Consider the following 15676-nt stretch of genomic DNA (forward strand, 5'->3'; position numbering starts at 1 on the left):
TCTGCGTTGAACTGGGTATTTGATATGAACAAATCAGCCGCTTCTGAAATTGCCGATTTTTCCGTTCGCAAAACGCAGCGAAACGATGTGAATGAGCTACTGGCACTCCTCAATCAGATTATCGAGATGGGGGGAACAACTGCCATGGAGAAGAAGCTGAACAAGGCTGAGTTCCTTTCCTCGTTTCTTGAGGCAGACATTCTGGAGAGCAGCGTTTGCGCGATTGACCGCGAGACAGGCGAACCGCTTGGCTTTCAGATCGCCAGCCATTACGGAGATATCCCCGCAGACTGGGTTGACATAGGCACCTTTGTAAAGCCCGGCATTCAAACCCGAGGCATTGGCAGCGCACTCTTCAAAGCAACCCTTGCAGCACTTGAGGGTAAGGAGCTGATGGCGATCAACGCAACCATCCGAGCAGACAACACAGGTGGCCTTGCCTACTACAACTCTCGTGGGTTTAAAGACTACAAAGTGTTGACGGATGCCCCATTAGCGGACGGGACGCCGGTAGACCGGATTTGTAAGCGGTATGATTTGGGGTGAGTGCTGATCATCGGCTCTGGCTGGAGCTGGTTTGTGGGTGGACTCGATGAGGCTGGAGCGCTTGGCTCTGGATCCCGGATCAAGTCCGGGAAGACGGCAGTGTTGGTTATCAAGAGCGTTACATCGGCTGATGTCATCCCGCACTTGATGCGGGACCTAGAGCGGAGGGTTCGGCGTTGGTGTGATTTTGGACACTGGCCAACATCTGGAAGGTAATCGCGTAATAATTGGGAATGTTCGCTGCCATTGTTAGTCCAGTCGTCTCATCTCGCAATTGTTGAAGATTTGACTTGAGCCAGCCATAATCGGGACACAGATTTTTCGCGATAGACTTGTAGAAGGCCTTTCTGGCAGCATTGCTGGATGGAAAAGCAGTTTTAAACGCGGAGTGCCTGAATGTCGTCTCGACTGTATGGCGAATTTGCCGAGCAATATGATGAGGCGATCCAGGAGAACATTTACAATGCTCTTTTGGAACGCCCGACCCTGCTGGGTATGCTGCCTCCGCTGCAAGGGCTGAAGGTTCTGGACCTCGGTTGTGGGCCGGGCGTGTACGCGCAGTTTCTCCATGAGCATGGGGCTGATGTAACCTGCATTGATGCCTCTGAGCAGATGCTTGGGTTGGTGAAGGCCAAGTTGGGCGGACATGTGAAGTGCTATACCTCTGACCTCTCCCACGGATTGCCGAAGGATGCGCAGGGGCCGTATGATCTGGTGATCTGCCCGCTCATGATCCATTACATAGAAGATTTGGATACTCTGTTTTCCGACATCGGCAAGGTGTTGAAGCCGGATGGGTTCTTTATTTTTCAACCCATCATCCACTTGTTGATGCGCAGTGCTCGCCCAGTGGTGCCTATTTGCGGCAGGAGTATGTGAGCGAGGATTGGAACACGATTGGGCAGCCAGTGGAGGTGAGTTTCTATCGCCGTCCGCTCTCCATGCTGTTTGGCTGGCTCGCCAATGCCGGGCTGTGCGTTGTGGACCTGCATGAGGGGACGCCTGCCGCTGAGATGAAAGAAAAGTCGCCTGTGCATTACGAAAAACTGACGCGAAATCCGAACTTTATCTTCTTCAAATGCGCGAGACATAGCACCAAGTAGGTTACCTCTTGGATATCTGACAGATACTCGACTCAGTTAGTTGCTAACATTTATGTTAGTCGCAAATTATTACAAGAAATAAGGCGTGTTTTTCGCAGAACCATGCGGTTCCCCGCAATTTCATGTGGGGAATAGCTGAATCATTTCAATCAGGTAATGACTCTGCGACACTCACATTCCTGTTAGCTACCTCGGAGTCAATTTTTTAGTTAAATAGGCGCGTTGAAAGCTATCATAACGCGCTCGGTTGGCACCCCCATCGCTGTAACCTACGCGGGATTGAGAACGGTAGTGAACGAACCCGGCATCCTGATCTATCCAGAATACAACATCATCATTGTAACTCATTTGCGCGCTGGTGAAGACCACATGCAGGTAGGGGCCCTCTGATTTGACCAGCTTGTTTTTGCCCATCTCGTCCAGAGTCTGCTCGATGGCCGCTTTGGTTTCCTCCTGAGTGGCCCGTGCTGGTAAAGGCTCAACATGGCGAGCTGCATCATCGGTTTGTGAGGAAACCGCATTGGGTGAGCTTGGAAGAGGCGTGAATTTGCCGTCCTGAACTCCGACATATGCGGGCACTCGGGCGTTCTGCCAGATCATCTTGGCAGTTACGCCAACAACCAGTGCGACCAGAAGAATTGCAATAACAGCCATTTTGGAAATACCTTTAAATATCATCGTTAATCGCGATCTTGTGTTACTGTAAACAAAAGCTCGTTCTCAGGACAGACCACTCAAACCCTACGGTTTTTCTGAGGCTTAGATCATGAGGTTTGCTGTGATCATATTGTTTCAGGTTACCTCAGAACCCGAGCTTGATCAGGTATAAAACTTGACCAATTCGTAATTTCACTCTTAATTGCCCTTTTAATAGCAAAATTGCTGCTTAAATCTCTCAGGTCGGGAGAAAAGCAACAACAGGAAGCCCTTGCAGATGAATTCAGAACGCTCCACCCAAACAACCGAGCGCCCAACTCCTTCACCGTTTTTGAAGCTGGCCCTCGAGCTTGGTCCATTGGGCGTTTTCTTCATTGCCAATTCCAGAGGCGCACAGCTGGCAGAAATGTTCCCGGCACTTGGTGCCTTGGGACAGCCTATTTTCATCGCCACAGCCGCGTTTATGGTGGCTATAGCGATCTCCCTGACTGTCTCCTACGCCCTCACCCGCCATTTGCCGATTATGCCGATGGTGTCCGGCGTGGTGGTGCTCGTGTTTGGCGCGTTGACCCTGTACTTGCAGGATGAGCTTTTCATCAAGCTGAAGCCAACAATCGTGAATACGTTGTTTGGCTCAATTTTGCTGGGCGGGCTGTTCTTCGGTAAGTCGCTGCTGGGTTATGTGTTTGACGGCGCGTTTAAGCTGGATGCAGAAGGCTGGCGCAAACTGACTATTCGCTGGGGCGTGTTCTTCTTTGTTCTGGCTGTGATCAATGAGATTGTCTGGCGCAATTTCTCAACGGATTTCTGGGTGGACTTTAAGGTGTTTGGCTTTATGCCGATCACCATGATTTTCACGATGTTCCAGTTGCCGTTGATCCAGAAGCACAGCATTGAAGTTAAAGAGAAGAGCTAACAGCTCCTCCGACTACCATCATCCAGACAAAAGTAAAGCGCGGTTTGCAGACCGCGCTTTTGTGTTTTTGCAGGATTGTTTGCAGTGTTTAGCGAGGCGCGCGCTTTGCCAGAATGCGCTGCAGTGTTCTGCGGTGCATGTTAAGGCGACGGGCAGTCTCGGAAACATTGCGGTCACACAGCTCGTAAACGCGCTGAATATGTTCCCAGCGCACCCGATCCGCGGACATTGGGTTTTCTGGGGGCGGCGCTTTCTCGTTCAAACGGCGTGTCAGCGCGGCGAAGATGTCATCTGCATCAGCTGGTTTGGACAGATAATCGATCGCGCCCAGCTTAACGGCTGTGACTGCGGTTGCGATATTGCCGTATCCAGTGAGGATGATTGCGCGGGCATCTGGCTTTTTCATGCGGATGGCTTCAACCACATCCAAACCACTGCCATCTTCCAAACGCATATCGACGACGGCGTAATCCGGAGCCTGAATAGCAACTTTGCTCAGCGCTTCCCTTACACCATCAGCCGTCTCGGTATGAAAACCACGTTTCTGCATCGCTCGTTCCAAGCGCTGCTGAAAGGCGCGGTCATCATCAACGATAAGAAGGCGGCCGAGGGGGGCACTTTCTGTTTCTGTCATTTTTCAGGTCCGGCTATTCTAAGGTATTTTTTGTTACTCTATAATATTTTTCAATTAAGGGAAGTTCCCAAGGACCTTTATAGCCAGATTTCGCTAAAGTATTTTTACTAGGATACCTAGAGATTTACTCTCAAGACTCAGGTATTTGGCTTGCTTGGTCCATCGCGGCACGTGGCCAGCGAATATGCACTAAAGCCCCATGGTCCGGTGTATTCCGATTGTGGAAGTGTACGCGCCCACCTGAGCGTTCCAGCAAAGTTTTAGCGATAAAGAAGCCCAGACCAAGCCCTCCGCCAGATTGAATTGCAGCAGCCTCATCAGAGGAGTAGCCCACCTCTTCAGGGTCTGTAACAATAGGCGCAGAGCGTTTGCTGACATAGGGTTCGCCCATTCTGGCGAATACATCCGGGGCAAAGCCCGGCCCATCGTCAACGATGAAAATTTCTACTGTATTCTCGTCCCACTTGGCTTCAAACAAAACAGTCGACTCAGCAAAATCAACCGCATTCTCCAAAAGATTGCCAAGCCCGTAGCTGATTGCAGGATCACGAACACCAACAGGTTCTGGTCCTTTACCCTGTGAATCGATCTTGATTTGAATGCCCAAACCACGATGCGGCTCGGATACATCTGCCAGAAGCAGCATAATTGGCATGCGCTGGAAAACCTGATCGGTATCACTGGAGAGACTGGTTAGCTTCTTCAGGATATCGCGGCAGCGGGCTGCCTGAGCATACACCAGCTCAGCATCGTCACGCAGTGGGTCGCCCTTCTCGAACTCCGTCGAGAGCTCTTTAGCGGTCAGATAGATTGTGCCCAGCGGCGTGCCAAGTTCATGCGCAGCAGCTGTTGCAAGGCCATCCAGAGCCGACAGGTGTTTCTGGTGAGCCAGAACCATATCACTCGCTGCCAGAGCGTTGGAGAGCTGACGGGCTTCCTCTGCAACGCGCAGAGAATAGGTTGCCATGAAGAACATAGAACACACAAGAGAGAACCAAACACCAGCAAGGTAGAGTGGGGGAAGGTCGATCTGGGTGCCGTCGTACCACGGCAACGGTAGGTGGAAGGTGGTGAGCAAGGTGACGATTGCACCAGCTAACGCGCCTAAAATGATGGTGTTGCGCGCAGAAAGTGCCGTAGCAGACACCACCACTGGTGCAAGAATGAGGAAACAGAACGGATTTCCCAAGCCACCAGTGAGGTAGAACAGACCACCAAGCTGGATAATATCGTAACTCAGTTGGAGCGCCGCTGCATTTTTGGAGACACGCGTGCTGGACGGCCAACGAATTTTGAGGATGACATTGAGCCATGCAGACACAGCCACAAGCACGTAACAGTAGCCAATTGGAAGCGGGAAATTGAGCAGATAGTGCACGACAAGCAGCGAGACAGTTTGCCCAACCACCGCCAACCAGCGCAGGCGCACAAGCGTATCCAGCTTGATCTGCGGGTCCAACAGTCGGGACTGTCCATCCGATGTGCTTATCATTTATTCTCGCTCCAATATATAACAGCGCCCTTCTTAAATCACAGGTGATCCACTTGCCAATGGGTTATATGGCAGAACTATGCTGTTTTGCCGCTGAAATGTTAGCATAGCCTTGAATCCCCTTCTGCGGCATGTTAGCCACCACTTAGTTGCGCAGGTACGACAAACAAACGCTTAAAAGCGCGTATATGTTGTACCAGTGATTTTTATTGCGACACGGGAAAAACGATATGAGTGAAGCCAATACTGCTGGTGAACAGGGCGAAGCAGCTGCCCCAGGCATGAACATCCTTGCCCAGTACATCAAGGATCTGTCTTTCGAAAACCCTAATTCTCCGAAATCTCTTCAGCCTGGCGAACAGCCTAAGTTGGACATCAATGTAAACGTTGGCGCTAACCCAATTGGCGAAGACCAGTTCGAAGTTATTATTACCCTGAACGCAAAAGCTAACACTCCTGAGCAGGTTTTGTTTGCTGTTGAACTCGTTTACGGCGGCGTTTTCCAGATCTCCGGTGTTCCTCAGGAGCATATGCACCCGTTCATTCTTATCGAGTGCCCACGCATGTTGTTCCCGTTTGCACGTAATATCCTTGCAGATACCACACGCAATGGCGGCTTCCCTCCGTTGTTGCTGGATCCAATCGATTTTGCTGCGCTTTACCGCCAGAATCTGGCACAAGCCGCTGCTGCTCAGCAGGCTACTGCTGACGAAAACGGCGAAACAAAGCCAAACTAAGACATCTCAAATTTCCGATTTTAGTCGGTAATTTGCACAAGCCGCGCTGGTCCTCCAGCGCGGTTTTTTGTTTTGCATGCAATTCGATGTTTCGATCTAGGGAGATGTTTATGTTCCCCGCCTAGGATTTCGCCCGAACAGCGACCCTGAACCTTATGAGTTTGAAAATGCGGAACATCATAGCGCCAGCCCTTACTAGCCTTCCTGTCATTTTTGCACTGGCAATGGCACCTTCCAGCGCACTTTCAGAAACCCCTGAGATTGCTGGTCCTCAAGATTGGCACGCTTACAGCTATTCTGCTGAGCAAATCACTGGCAACATTATCCTGGCCCCAGGAACGATAGAAATGGGAGACGCTGGCATTTTACAGATTGAAGGTGTGGAAGGGTATACGCCCAATCTATTCAGCTTTTCCGGAGCTAAATCCCTCAATCTGGCGCAGGGCAAATACTTTTGTGGGGAAGGCGTCAACACTGGTTTTCTTATCATCGACCACTCACAGCCAGACTTTCTCGCGATTGACGTCTTTGGGGGCGACAAGCCACCTGTGGCCGGCAAAAGCGTTGACCTACAAGCAGGGTTCTGTGGTTCCTTTACCTACAACAAGTCCTAGGGCAACCCGTGTACTAGGAGGAATTTGCAGATGAGAGTCTTTGTCTTAGCAAACCTTCTTAGCCTTGCCCTCTTCTCCATCTATGGTTTTTCAGCCCATTCCGGCCCAACGCAAAAAGAAGGTTCGGAAACGTGGGTGGCCTTCAGCAAGACAGCGGAAAGCATCACCGGAAATATCACGATTACTCCGAGTACCATTGAAATGAGTAACGGGAAAACACTGCACATTGAAGCTGTGAAAGGAGATATGCCAAATCTCTATCGCTTCAACGGTGCTGACAAACTGAAGCTCCTCAACAACAACACTCTGTGCGGTGATGGGGTTGATAGCGGTTTCCTTATCCTAGATGACGCTCAACCAGGTTCATTCGAGATTGAGGTCTTTTCCGGCAACACTCCCCCAGAGGCTGGCAAGAGTGCAGAGGACCACCCCGGTTTCTGCGCATCCTATTATTACAGCAAGTCTTAGAGAGATTAGCATCTTCATAAGGGTAATAATTATCGCGGACTTTCCGGATTTCTCGTTCTTATGCCGTTTGTATTCCTGCTGGACCCAGAAAAACTGATTGCATTTTTTCAATCCTTCCCTTGGATAGCTTATGCAATCTACCTCCCGCTCCTAGCGGTATGTTGCCTATCAAATTTGGAAGGCTCTTTCTGCGAAGGAACTTCGGAGTTAGAACCCAACTCGACGTAATGATGTTCCATTAAACTTTGCGTCCTCATTTCAACCGGCCTTCAAGTGCTCTCGAGAGAAGCTAGATTGTCTTATCTCTCCTCCTGAGACGGCTGGTTTTGCTTCAATGTCTGAGAGTGCCTACGCACAAAAAGTTTGCTTTGGTCTGCGCGGTGGCAACAGAGCGCTGCTTATGGATGCCTTCGCCTACGTGCGAAAGGAGGAGTTTCTGTTTCCTCCACCTTGGAACGTGGCCATTACAACACCCGGATATGGACGCAGGGCAGTGCTGCGGGAGGTGAAAGACCTTTATCAGGATATGCTGGTAGAGCTTGTTCGCGAGGACAACATCAACACCGGGCAGCCCTCGCTTTGGGCGTCGGTCTTCAACTGGTCCGGGTTGGACCGTGGCATGAACGTGTTTGAGTCTGGCTCTGGGCTTGGTTACTTTACCGCCATCCTCTCCCATGTGGTGGGAGAGACGGGCCGTGTGTTTTACGAGGAGCCACACCAAAAGCTTCAAACGCAATGTCATGCAAACTTAAAGACGGTTACCAATACCTTTGGGGCCTATCAAGGCGAAGCTCTGGATCGGGTTTACCTGTGTTATGGCACGACAACAGTTCCGACGCGGTTATACCTCAACACCAGGGTTGGCGGACGGATCGTTTTTCCCTTCACCAACGATTGGGGGCATGGTTATTTTCTCGCCCTTGAGAAAACCAAGCATGGCTGCGAATTGCATGTTGGTTTCCCCTGTAGTTTTGTTATCAGTCGCGATTACAAAATTAATGCCTACACGGATAGGCTTGGCGAGCTGCATAACATGATCATCGATAGCGAGATTATTAAGCACACACTTGATGCGAAGGTGCTGGATGTGGCGCGGATGCTCCATCTGACTTTGCGGCCCCAATCGCTGCAGTGAAACAACGGCAAGTGTTGCGCATTTTCTTCACCTCCCTCAAATCTTCCAGTTGCTGAGTTGTCGCAGTGGTTACGCCTTGCCAAACCTTAAAACGCCCTATACGCTCTTAGATGTTGCACAAGAGTGTAACGCCCCGAAACGTAACTGAAGGAGGTGTTTAATGATTGAAATAAAGGTGCCTCAGGCAGGTTCGTTTAACTAGGCTTTTTGCCTTGCCTGCCTGACCCACTTTGGGGTCCGTATGCGTTTGCTACGGAAATCCCTTTGTGATGTTCCATTTTTGGCAGATAAATGTCCTATAAATTAGCTGAGCTGGGTTGGTCCGCTCATTTTATGATGCAGCTTCATTATGATGAACTGCAAACCCTTCGCGTTGCCCGCATTTCTCAGGTTCACCGAACGCAGGTGATCGGGCTTAGCGCTCAAGGCGAAATCTCCCTTCACACACCGAACCACGCTTCCACTGGCGACTACGCTATTGGTGACTGGGTTCTCTATGACGAGCACCTCTTCATCACACGGCTCTTGGATCGACTCACGTTGATTGAACGCCGTGCAGCTGGAGAAGAAGCACGAACGCAGTTGATTGCTGCGAATCTTGATGTTCTGTTTATCGCCACCTCCTGCAACAGCGATTTTAACATCGCACGGTTGGAGCGATATCTCGTGCTGGCTCAGCAAGCGGGTATTCAGCCGGTTATTGTGCTGACGAAGGCTGATCTGGTGGAAGACACCTCCGATTTCGAGCGCGATGTGCAGAAAATTGATGCTCTGTTGCCGGTAATTTCGCTAGATGCGCGTAATCCTGATCAGATCGACCAGATGTTTGACTGGTGGCGCACTGGCCAGACTGCCGCGCTGGTTGGATCTTCCGGTGTTGGCAAATCCACCTTGCTCAACACCCTCACGGGATTTGAGGCCAAAACCTCAGGTATTCGTGAGGATGACGCCAAGGGTCGGCATACGACAACCTCTCGTGCGCTCTACCATGTTGGCAACGGGCGTTGGTTGATGGACACGCCGGGCATGCGAGCGTTACGGCTGTTTGATGTGGCAGATGGTGTTGAAGCTGTGTTTCAGGATCTTGTTGACCTTGCAGAGCAATGTCGTTTTTCTGACTGCAGTCATGACACGGAACCGGGGTGCGCCCTTCAGGCGGCGATCCGAAGCGGTGAACTGGATGCAGACCGTTTGAAACGATGGAAAAAACTGGAACGAGAGGAGCTGTACAACACGGAAAGTGTTGCGCAATCCCGCTCTCGGAATAAGAGCTTTACCAAGATGATCAAACAGGTACAGAGCGGTCACCGACATATGAAGGGCGACTACTAAAAACAGAGGGCTGACCTGCGGGTTATGGCACAGTCCGCAGGTCAGCTTTATGCCCTTGAAGTTTGTTATGTTGAGGCATCTCCAAGGGCCTTGGGAGGTCGCTGTTTAGTCCCGGTGGAGTTGCTACCTGTCCGGGACTTTGACACTTATAATTTTTCCGCAATGCACCGTGCTGCAACCTGTTGTTTGATAGTGCAGCTTGACGTTATTGCTGCTTTTTCTGAGTTTTAACCAAATCCATGAAAAGCGCTGTTCTAAACAAGACAGCGCGCAAAGATTTTTTGGGGTATGGCGATGCAGCCTGCAGCCCTCAATTGGCGTGGCACTTCCATCAATTTTAGCTCGCCCGTTAGCTTTGGGTTTTGTCCAGGGCAAATAAGCCGTACGGGAGTTTAAAAACTGGCCTGCGGATTTTGCGGCCTCCGCAGACCAGCAGAGCACCCACTGAGAGTTGTATCATGGGTTGTTAGAGGCCCACCCTCGGATGCCGATCCCTAAGGATCAATCGAGAGACACAACATTGGTGTTTATCGACAACGGGAGGGCGACCCGCTCGAGTATCCCGCAGGTCTTTTTCAGTGCCTCTAGGCGGTCACATAAAGCGTAGTGCAGAGTGAGCAAAGCGTCCCGATCGCTGCTGTGCTTCATTCTCTCGCTCAGCACAAGTTGCTGAATATATGCGAGATTTTGAAGATCAGAGACAACGACGTTTACTTCGTCAATTTCATTTTGGAGAGTATTTGTGGCGCCACAGGCGCATGCGGAGTCGACCATTTTCAAAGCCTTTCTGACTTGGCTGTTGAAGATCCACTGGACACACGAGCTTTCTAGGGCTCGCTGGCGAGCGGGAGGCTAGAAACCTGAGCCAGACAGGCGAGTTTATTCCCCCCGAAGGAGGTGTTATATTCACCGCCCTCCCGCTCATAGCAAAGGGTTTGCGCCCTTTTGGAAAAAGGCACAAAAAATCCGCTAGCGACGGGAGCGGTTACCGCTGACACAGAGGTTTCTAGGCCTCACCGTGGAGCATGCTGCGTAATGCATGTGGTGTCAATGGGGAGTTGTTGCAAGCACTGCGTGTGTGGTGTGGGGGCACTGTTGGGGAGGACTTTTCTTGCAAAACTCATTTAGTAAGCATTTTACACTAGGAATTTAATGATTCCACTGATTAGGTTAATATATCTCAGTTATATCTGTAAATAGATTAATTAATTCAATCGATTAGATCAATAAAGCGTTTGCAGCGAACTGTATCAATTACTTACTATTAAATTTAAATTTTCTTATAGCATGAGGGCAAGATGTTTAATCCCGCCGATATTTTAGACCCCGAAAAAAAAAGAGCTCGTCTCTTTCCTGTTCTTTCTGAAAACTCCAAGGAAGGAAGAGCTTTATCTATTCTCCTCTCATGCCTCCAAAATATACCTGAGTTCGGGCATGCATTGCTCAACGATATCGGCGTTCGAATTGGTACACGGACAAAGATTGAGACCTACACTGAGGTGGTTTTCCCAACTGCTAAAGGAGAAAGTAAACTAAGGCCAGATGGGCTGATTGTTGTCAAATCTAGCGCCAAGGTTTGGACTGCTCTGGTAGAAGCAAAAATTGGGAATGCAGATTTAGATGTTGCCCAAATTGAAAGCTACATGGACATAGCCAAGGTCAACAAAATTGATGCGGTTATAACCATCTCCAATCAATTCGCCCCGCTTCCTTCTCACCACCCTTTAACAGTTTCAGCTGCGACAAGGAAAAAGGCTGATCTTTACCATTGGTCATGGATGTATGTTCTGACTGAGGCCTCGCTGCTACTCCAAGGTGACCTGATTGATGATCTGGAGCGGAGAATAATCGTCAATGAATTTGTTCGCTTTCTGACACACCCCAGTGCCGGGATAAAAAGCTTCACCCAAATGCCCGCTGCATGGACGACTGTTGTTTCCGCCGTTCAAGCAGGGGGTGCAATTTCTCAAAATTCTGGGGATGCAAAAGAAGTTATTGGAGCATGGCATCAAGAAGCGAGAGACCTAAGCTTGATCTTGAGCCGGCAGCTTGGCCGTGATGTAAACATCAAAACCACAAGAGCTCATGCATTAGACCATCAAGCACGCGTCAAATCAGATCTTCAAACTCTATCAGTTGAAACTCGCTTAGAAACGACGCTCTCAGTTCCTAATGCAGCTGGGCCAGTTAAGATTTGTGCCGACTTGCAAACAAAATCCATCAGCGTCTATATGCGTTTAAAGGCTCCAGAAGACAGACGATCTACGAAGGCGCGTACCAATTGGGTCTTAAGACAATTGCAAGCTGCCGAGCCTGCAAACATACATGTCCGCCATTTTTGGCCGGGCCCTGGAGCTTTTTCTCAATACTCTCTTGCCGATCTTAGGCAAGATCCAAACCTAGCCTTTGAAGAAAAGCCCAACGCTATAGTTTCAAGTTTTGAAGTAGTTATGGTTTGCGATCTGAGTAATAAATTTACGCAACGCAAGAATTTCATCAGTGAGCTAGAAAGAATAGTTCCTGAGTTTTATGAGCAGGTGGGACAAAACCTCAAAGCATGGCAACCACCAGCACCACGCTTGAGAGAAAACAAGACAGAAGCAGATGATGTTAGTCCACAAGCACTTGCTGAGGCGGCTGACAGCGCGGAATTTGAAACTACGGAATGAGGTGATGAACTTCAGTTCGTTTGGAAGAACCTGTTGCAACTCTCTTCTGGGTCTCGGATCTGCGCTTTGCTTGTCCGGGATGACATCAGAAGGAGTGCGGAGGGATGACATTTGGGCGTGTGGTGGTGCTTCAGAGTGTGCGGAGGAGTGTTGAGCTTGATCCATGGCGTCATCCCGCACGTGATGCGGGACCTAGAGTTACAAGTGATTGTCTCTGTGATTTAAGCCAGTATCAGACATGAGGGTTGCTGGGTTGCGTTGAGCTTTTCAAGCAGGTCCAATAATTTGAAATAGCGGTGGTGTTACTATTGAATTCGTAGGTGCCTTTGGCTCTGGGTCCCGGATCTGCGCCTTGCTTGTCCGGGATGACACCGAGGGGGTGCTTCATGTCAGTCCAGAAGTTTTTCGACTGGAATAATGCTTTAGCAAGAATCTCAAAAGTCGTCGTGGTTGCAGCTATCCCGGATCTGCGCTTTGCTTGTCTGGGATGACGTCAGGAGGAGGTGCGGGAGATGGCATTTGGGCGTGTGGCGGTGCTTCAGAGTATGCAGCGACCTGAAACTTTATTCCCCTTGTTTGTACCTGCCTTAATCTTAGGGTGTGCTCACGAATACGGGCAGTGACGGGCCGTCCGTCACTCGTTGTGGGCTGGATGGGGCTGTTGGGAAGAGGTAACGCATCTTTTCAATTGGTCCGGTGAAGCGAACCTTGGGCGAGACCGCATGGCCTGAGGGGTGGGGACCAACCTGTTTGGCGTCTAGCGGTGACAGTTAACCTCTCTTTGCGGTTCGCTGTCATTTCAGGAAACTGAAGAGGCAAGGAAGCCTGTCATGACAAGGAGACTTGTTTTGACACGGGGACTTGTCGTTCGCGTCTTACAGGATAAGGTCGAGTGCTTCATACAAAAGTATCTGGGTGAGGCGTTCAGACGCTGCCGAAGACTCTATTTATAATCAATGCGCAGGCACCGCCTGCTCGCCTTGCCACACCCGTTCCTCGGGTTTTATGCGCAACACTGCCGGGAATGCCCGGCGGTGCTGCTGGTGTTTGAGACATTGAAAGAAGACGGGCTGCGCTCAACCGCCAGAGCTCAGCGGAATCGCCTCATCAGCGAGTTGGAATGGAAAGGGGCCGGAGCCCCTTCCTGTTATGCCGCTTTGATGTCACCTAGGAATTGATCGATTTCTTCGCGGAGACGATCAGCTCCTGAGCGGAGTTCTTCTGAGGCGGTGAGGACTTGTTTTGAGGTTTCACCTGTCTGGTAGGCGGCCTCATTGACCTTGGAGATATTTTCCGTCACCTCTGCCGTACCGTTGGCAACTTCGCTGACATTGGTCGCAATTTCCTGCGTGGCGTATTTCTGCTCGCTGATGGCGGCAGAGACCGCGCTGGCGCGTTCGTCAATCTCACGAATGATCTTGTCGATGTCTTCAATTGCAGCAACAGATCCTTTTGTTGCGCGCTGAATATCACTGATCTCATTTCGGATCTGCTCTGTCGCCTGCGAGGTCTGCTCTGCCAACGACTTCACTTCACTGGCAACAACCGCGAAGCCTTTACCAGCTTCCCCTGCTCTGGCCGCTTCAATGGTCGCATTAAGTGCAAGGAGGTTGGTTTGCTCTGCAATAGCAGTGATGATGCCCACCACATCGCCAACACTTTGGGCTGCCTTTGTTAATTCCGCAGATTCAGAATTTGCGCTCAGGACCTGCTGAACTGCCTCAGAGGCGGCTTTTCTACAATAATCCATCTGATTACCGATTTCCGCAACTGAGCTGTCTAGCTCCTCTGTCGCGGACGCCACTGATTGCACATTCCGGGAGGCTTCTTCTGCGGCAGAGGCAACAACTTTGGACTGACCGCTTGTTCGCTCAGAGATCGCTGACATTTCCCTCGAGGAAACCTGCATGGCCTGCGAGTTTCTCGACATCATTTCTAATGCGTTGGCTGTGGTGTTTTCAAAATCAGAAATGCGTTTTTCGAGGAACTCTGCCCGCTCCCGCTGGGATGTATGTTGCTGGCTTTGTTCATTTTGAAGATCCCGCGCCAAAATCATATTGTCCTGGAACACTGAAACAGCCTTGATCATCTGCCCAACTTCGTTGTTCGCCGGATGCGGCAGTTTAATGCCCAGATTGCCACCTGTCAGCTGTTCCATTGCTTCGATGATTACGTTGAAGGAACGCTGAATTCCTTTAAACAACACAAATGACAGGAGGAACACCAGCAGGAAGGCAACAGCTGCAGTGCCAGCATCAACCATCAGTCGGCTACGTGCTTCGGACTGCAAGTCAGATGTTTGTTTGATCAGGTTGCTCGCGATGGAGTCTTCAATTGTCTTGAGTTGATTGATCTTACGGGTTGCCGTCGCGAACCATTGCGGCGCGGTGACAGCTGCCAGTTCGACTGAACCATCGGTATTAAAGGCAATTTCACGAAATTTGTTCAGCTCTATATTGGCTGGGCCATTTTCAACATCAGTGAATTGTCTAAAGTTTTCCGGTGTGGCGTAGGTTCGGAAAATATTGATGAAGGCACTTTGTTCAACGATCAATTTCTGGAATTTTTGCGTTGCGGCTGGAGAGAAGTTGTTACTGGCAAAACCTGCTGAGCCAACAGCTCGCTCAATCCCTGCGCGCTCTTTTGCTAGTAGGAAAGCCTGATAGCTGACAATACGCTCCACAATACGAGCATTAGGACTCAACATGCTCATGGAACCGATAATGTCGAGCTTCATGGTGTTGAGGTTCGTGTAGTACCGCACCGCCTCATTTACAGACATATTGAGAGCATTAACCTCCGTCCGCACACTTGTAATTTTGCGAAGCTGCTGGTTAATCGCACGTACATTTGACGCAAATTCAGCGCTGTAGGCTGCTGTATCGATTGTATCAACCAGCCTAATGTATTCGGTTCGCGCCTTATCAGTCAGTTTTCGCTGCGCATTCAGGTCGCTGGCGAACTTCGTTCCCTTGCTGGCAAGGAACAGTGCGGTCGCGCCACGCTCTTTTTGCTGCTCATGGACAAGGTTGCCAATTTTGACCGAAAGGTGTGTCAGTTGAGAAAGCGACTCGAGCTGCCGCACCTGCTCAGTATGACCCGCTATAAGCTGCGCAAGGAACACCAGAGCTGCAATACACGGAATGGCAGAGAGCAACAGGATGGAATATACAATTTTTAGTTTAGTCAAATATGAAAACATAGGAATACTTCGTCCGCTATACAATTAACTAGACAATTAGTGATTGTTATTTACGTATAGTTAATTGTGAATCTTTGAATTCAGGTATACCGCGCGCATATTTGACAAAATCAGAGTTATACCTAATCAGAGACTTGAAAACGCGGTGTTAATTCGGAAATCTACTTCATT

The 15676-nt window shown here is 50.0% G+C and carries 15 protein-coding genes; 10 read left to right on the top strand and 5 right to left on the bottom strand.

Features of this window, described 5'->3' with window-relative positions; translation table 11 throughout:
• The first annotated feature begins 24 nt into the window (after positions 1 to 24).
• The 3 genes from BLS62_RS18160 (at position 25) to BLS62_RS31755 (ending at position 1649) form a co-directional block, all read left to right on the top strand.
• Entirely contained in the window at positions 25 to 546 is a 522-nt protein-coding gene (locus BLS62_RS18160; RefSeq protein WP_093183572.1) for a GNAT family N-acetyltransferase, read from the top strand.
• 396 nt (positions 547 to 942) lie between these two features.
• Complete coding sequence (locus BLS62_RS18170; RefSeq protein WP_208990942.1) at positions 943 to 1425, top strand: class I SAM-dependent DNA methyltransferase; 483 nt, start codon at positions 943 to 945, stop codon at positions 1423 to 1425.
• Positions 1422 to 1649, top strand: coding sequence for a hypothetical protein (locus tag BLS62_RS31755; RefSeq protein WP_208990943.1), 228 nt, complete (start codon positions 1422 to 1424; stop codon positions 1647 to 1649). Before BLS62_RS18170 ends, BLS62_RS31755 begins: the two co-directional genes overlap by 4 nt.
• Before the next feature lie 186 nt (positions 1650 to 1835).
• On the opposite strand, the gene BLS62_RS18175 is transcribed toward BLS62_RS31755, so the two are convergent.
• Entirely contained in the window at positions 1836 to 2303 is a 468-nt protein-coding gene (locus tag BLS62_RS18175; protein ID WP_093189159.1) for a DUF1499 domain-containing protein, read from the bottom strand.
• Positions 2304 to 2583: 280 nt separating this feature from the next.
• On the opposite strand from BLS62_RS18175, the gene BLS62_RS18180 reads away from it, so the two are divergent.
• Positions 2584 to 3222 carry a septation protein A gene (locus tag BLS62_RS18180; RefSeq protein ID WP_093183578.1) on the top strand — a complete coding sequence of 213 codons (639 nt, stop codon included), beginning with the start codon at positions 2584 to 2586 and terminating at the stop codon, positions 3220 to 3222.
• An 88-nt stretch (positions 3223 to 3310) separates the two neighbouring features.
• On the opposite strand, the gene BLS62_RS18185 is transcribed toward BLS62_RS18180, so the two are convergent.
• On the bottom strand, positions 3311 to 3856 hold the full coding sequence (locus BLS62_RS18185) for an ActR/PrrA/RegA family redox response regulator transcription factor (RefSeq protein ID WP_093183581.1): 546 nt from the start codon (positions 3854 to 3856) through the stop codon (positions 3311 to 3313).
• A gap of 130 nt (positions 3857 to 3986) precedes the next feature.
• Complete coding sequence (locus BLS62_RS18190) at positions 3987 to 5348, bottom strand: ActS/PrrB/RegB family redox-sensitive histidine kinase (RefSeq protein WP_093183584.1); 1362 nt, start codon at positions 5346 to 5348, stop codon at positions 3987 to 3989.
• A gap of 230 nt (positions 5349 to 5578) precedes the next feature.
• Between BLS62_RS18190 and secB the strand changes: the two genes are divergently transcribed.
• The 5 genes from secB (at position 5579) to rsgA (ending at position 9634) form a co-directional block, all read left to right on the top strand.
• Positions 5579 to 6085 (top strand): protein-export chaperone SecB, encoded by a 507-nt coding sequence (gene secB, locus BLS62_RS18195; protein WP_093183587.1) that lies wholly within the window; start codon positions 5579 to 5581, stop codon positions 6083 to 6085.
• 167 nt (positions 6086 to 6252) lie between these two features.
• The gene (locus BLS62_RS18200) at positions 6253 to 6699 is read left to right on the top strand and encodes a hypothetical protein (RefSeq protein ID WP_208990944.1); all 447 of its coding nucleotides are present in this window, start codon (positions 6253 to 6255) and stop codon (positions 6697 to 6699) included.
• Between the two features lie 30 nt (positions 6700 to 6729).
• Positions 6730 to 7167, top strand: coding sequence for a hypothetical protein (locus tag BLS62_RS18205; protein WP_093183590.1), 438 nt, complete (start codon positions 6730 to 6732; stop codon positions 7165 to 7167).
• A gap of 334 nt (positions 7168 to 7501) precedes the next feature.
• Positions 7502 to 8302 (top strand): protein-L-isoaspartate O-methyltransferase, encoded by an 801-nt coding sequence (locus BLS62_RS18210; protein ID WP_093183593.1) that lies wholly within the window; start codon positions 7502 to 7504, stop codon positions 8300 to 8302.
• Between the two features lie 291 nt (positions 8303 to 8593).
• On the top strand, positions 8594 to 9634 hold the full coding sequence (gene rsgA / locus BLS62_RS18215) for a ribosome small subunit-dependent GTPase A (protein WP_093183597.1): 1041 nt from the start codon (positions 8594 to 8596) through the stop codon (positions 9632 to 9634).
• A gap of 501 nt (positions 9635 to 10135) precedes the next feature.
• Here rsgA and BLS62_RS32255 read toward each other — a convergent pair.
• Positions 10136 to 10408, bottom strand: a complete 273-nt coding sequence (locus BLS62_RS32255; RefSeq protein WP_093183603.1) for a hypothetical protein — start codon at positions 10406 to 10408, stop codon at positions 10136 to 10138.
• Between the two features lie 524 nt (positions 10409 to 10932).
• Here BLS62_RS32255 and BLS62_RS18230 point away from each other — a divergent pair.
• Positions 10933 to 12303, top strand: a complete 1371-nt coding sequence (locus BLS62_RS18230) for a hypothetical protein (RefSeq protein ID WP_093183605.1) — start codon at positions 10933 to 10935, stop codon at positions 12301 to 12303.
• 1147 nt (positions 12304 to 13450) lie between these two features.
• Here BLS62_RS18230 and BLS62_RS18235 read toward each other — a convergent pair.
• Entirely contained in the window at positions 13451 to 15505 is a 2055-nt protein-coding gene (locus BLS62_RS18235) for a methyl-accepting chemotaxis protein (RefSeq protein ID WP_093183607.1), read from the bottom strand.
• Between the last annotated feature and the right edge of the window lie 171 nt (positions 15506 to 15676).

Source organism: Pseudovibrio sp. Tun.PSC04-5.I4, assembly GCF_900104145.1.
Lineage (GTDB): Bacteria > Pseudomonadota > Alphaproteobacteria > Rhizobiales > Stappiaceae > Pseudovibrio.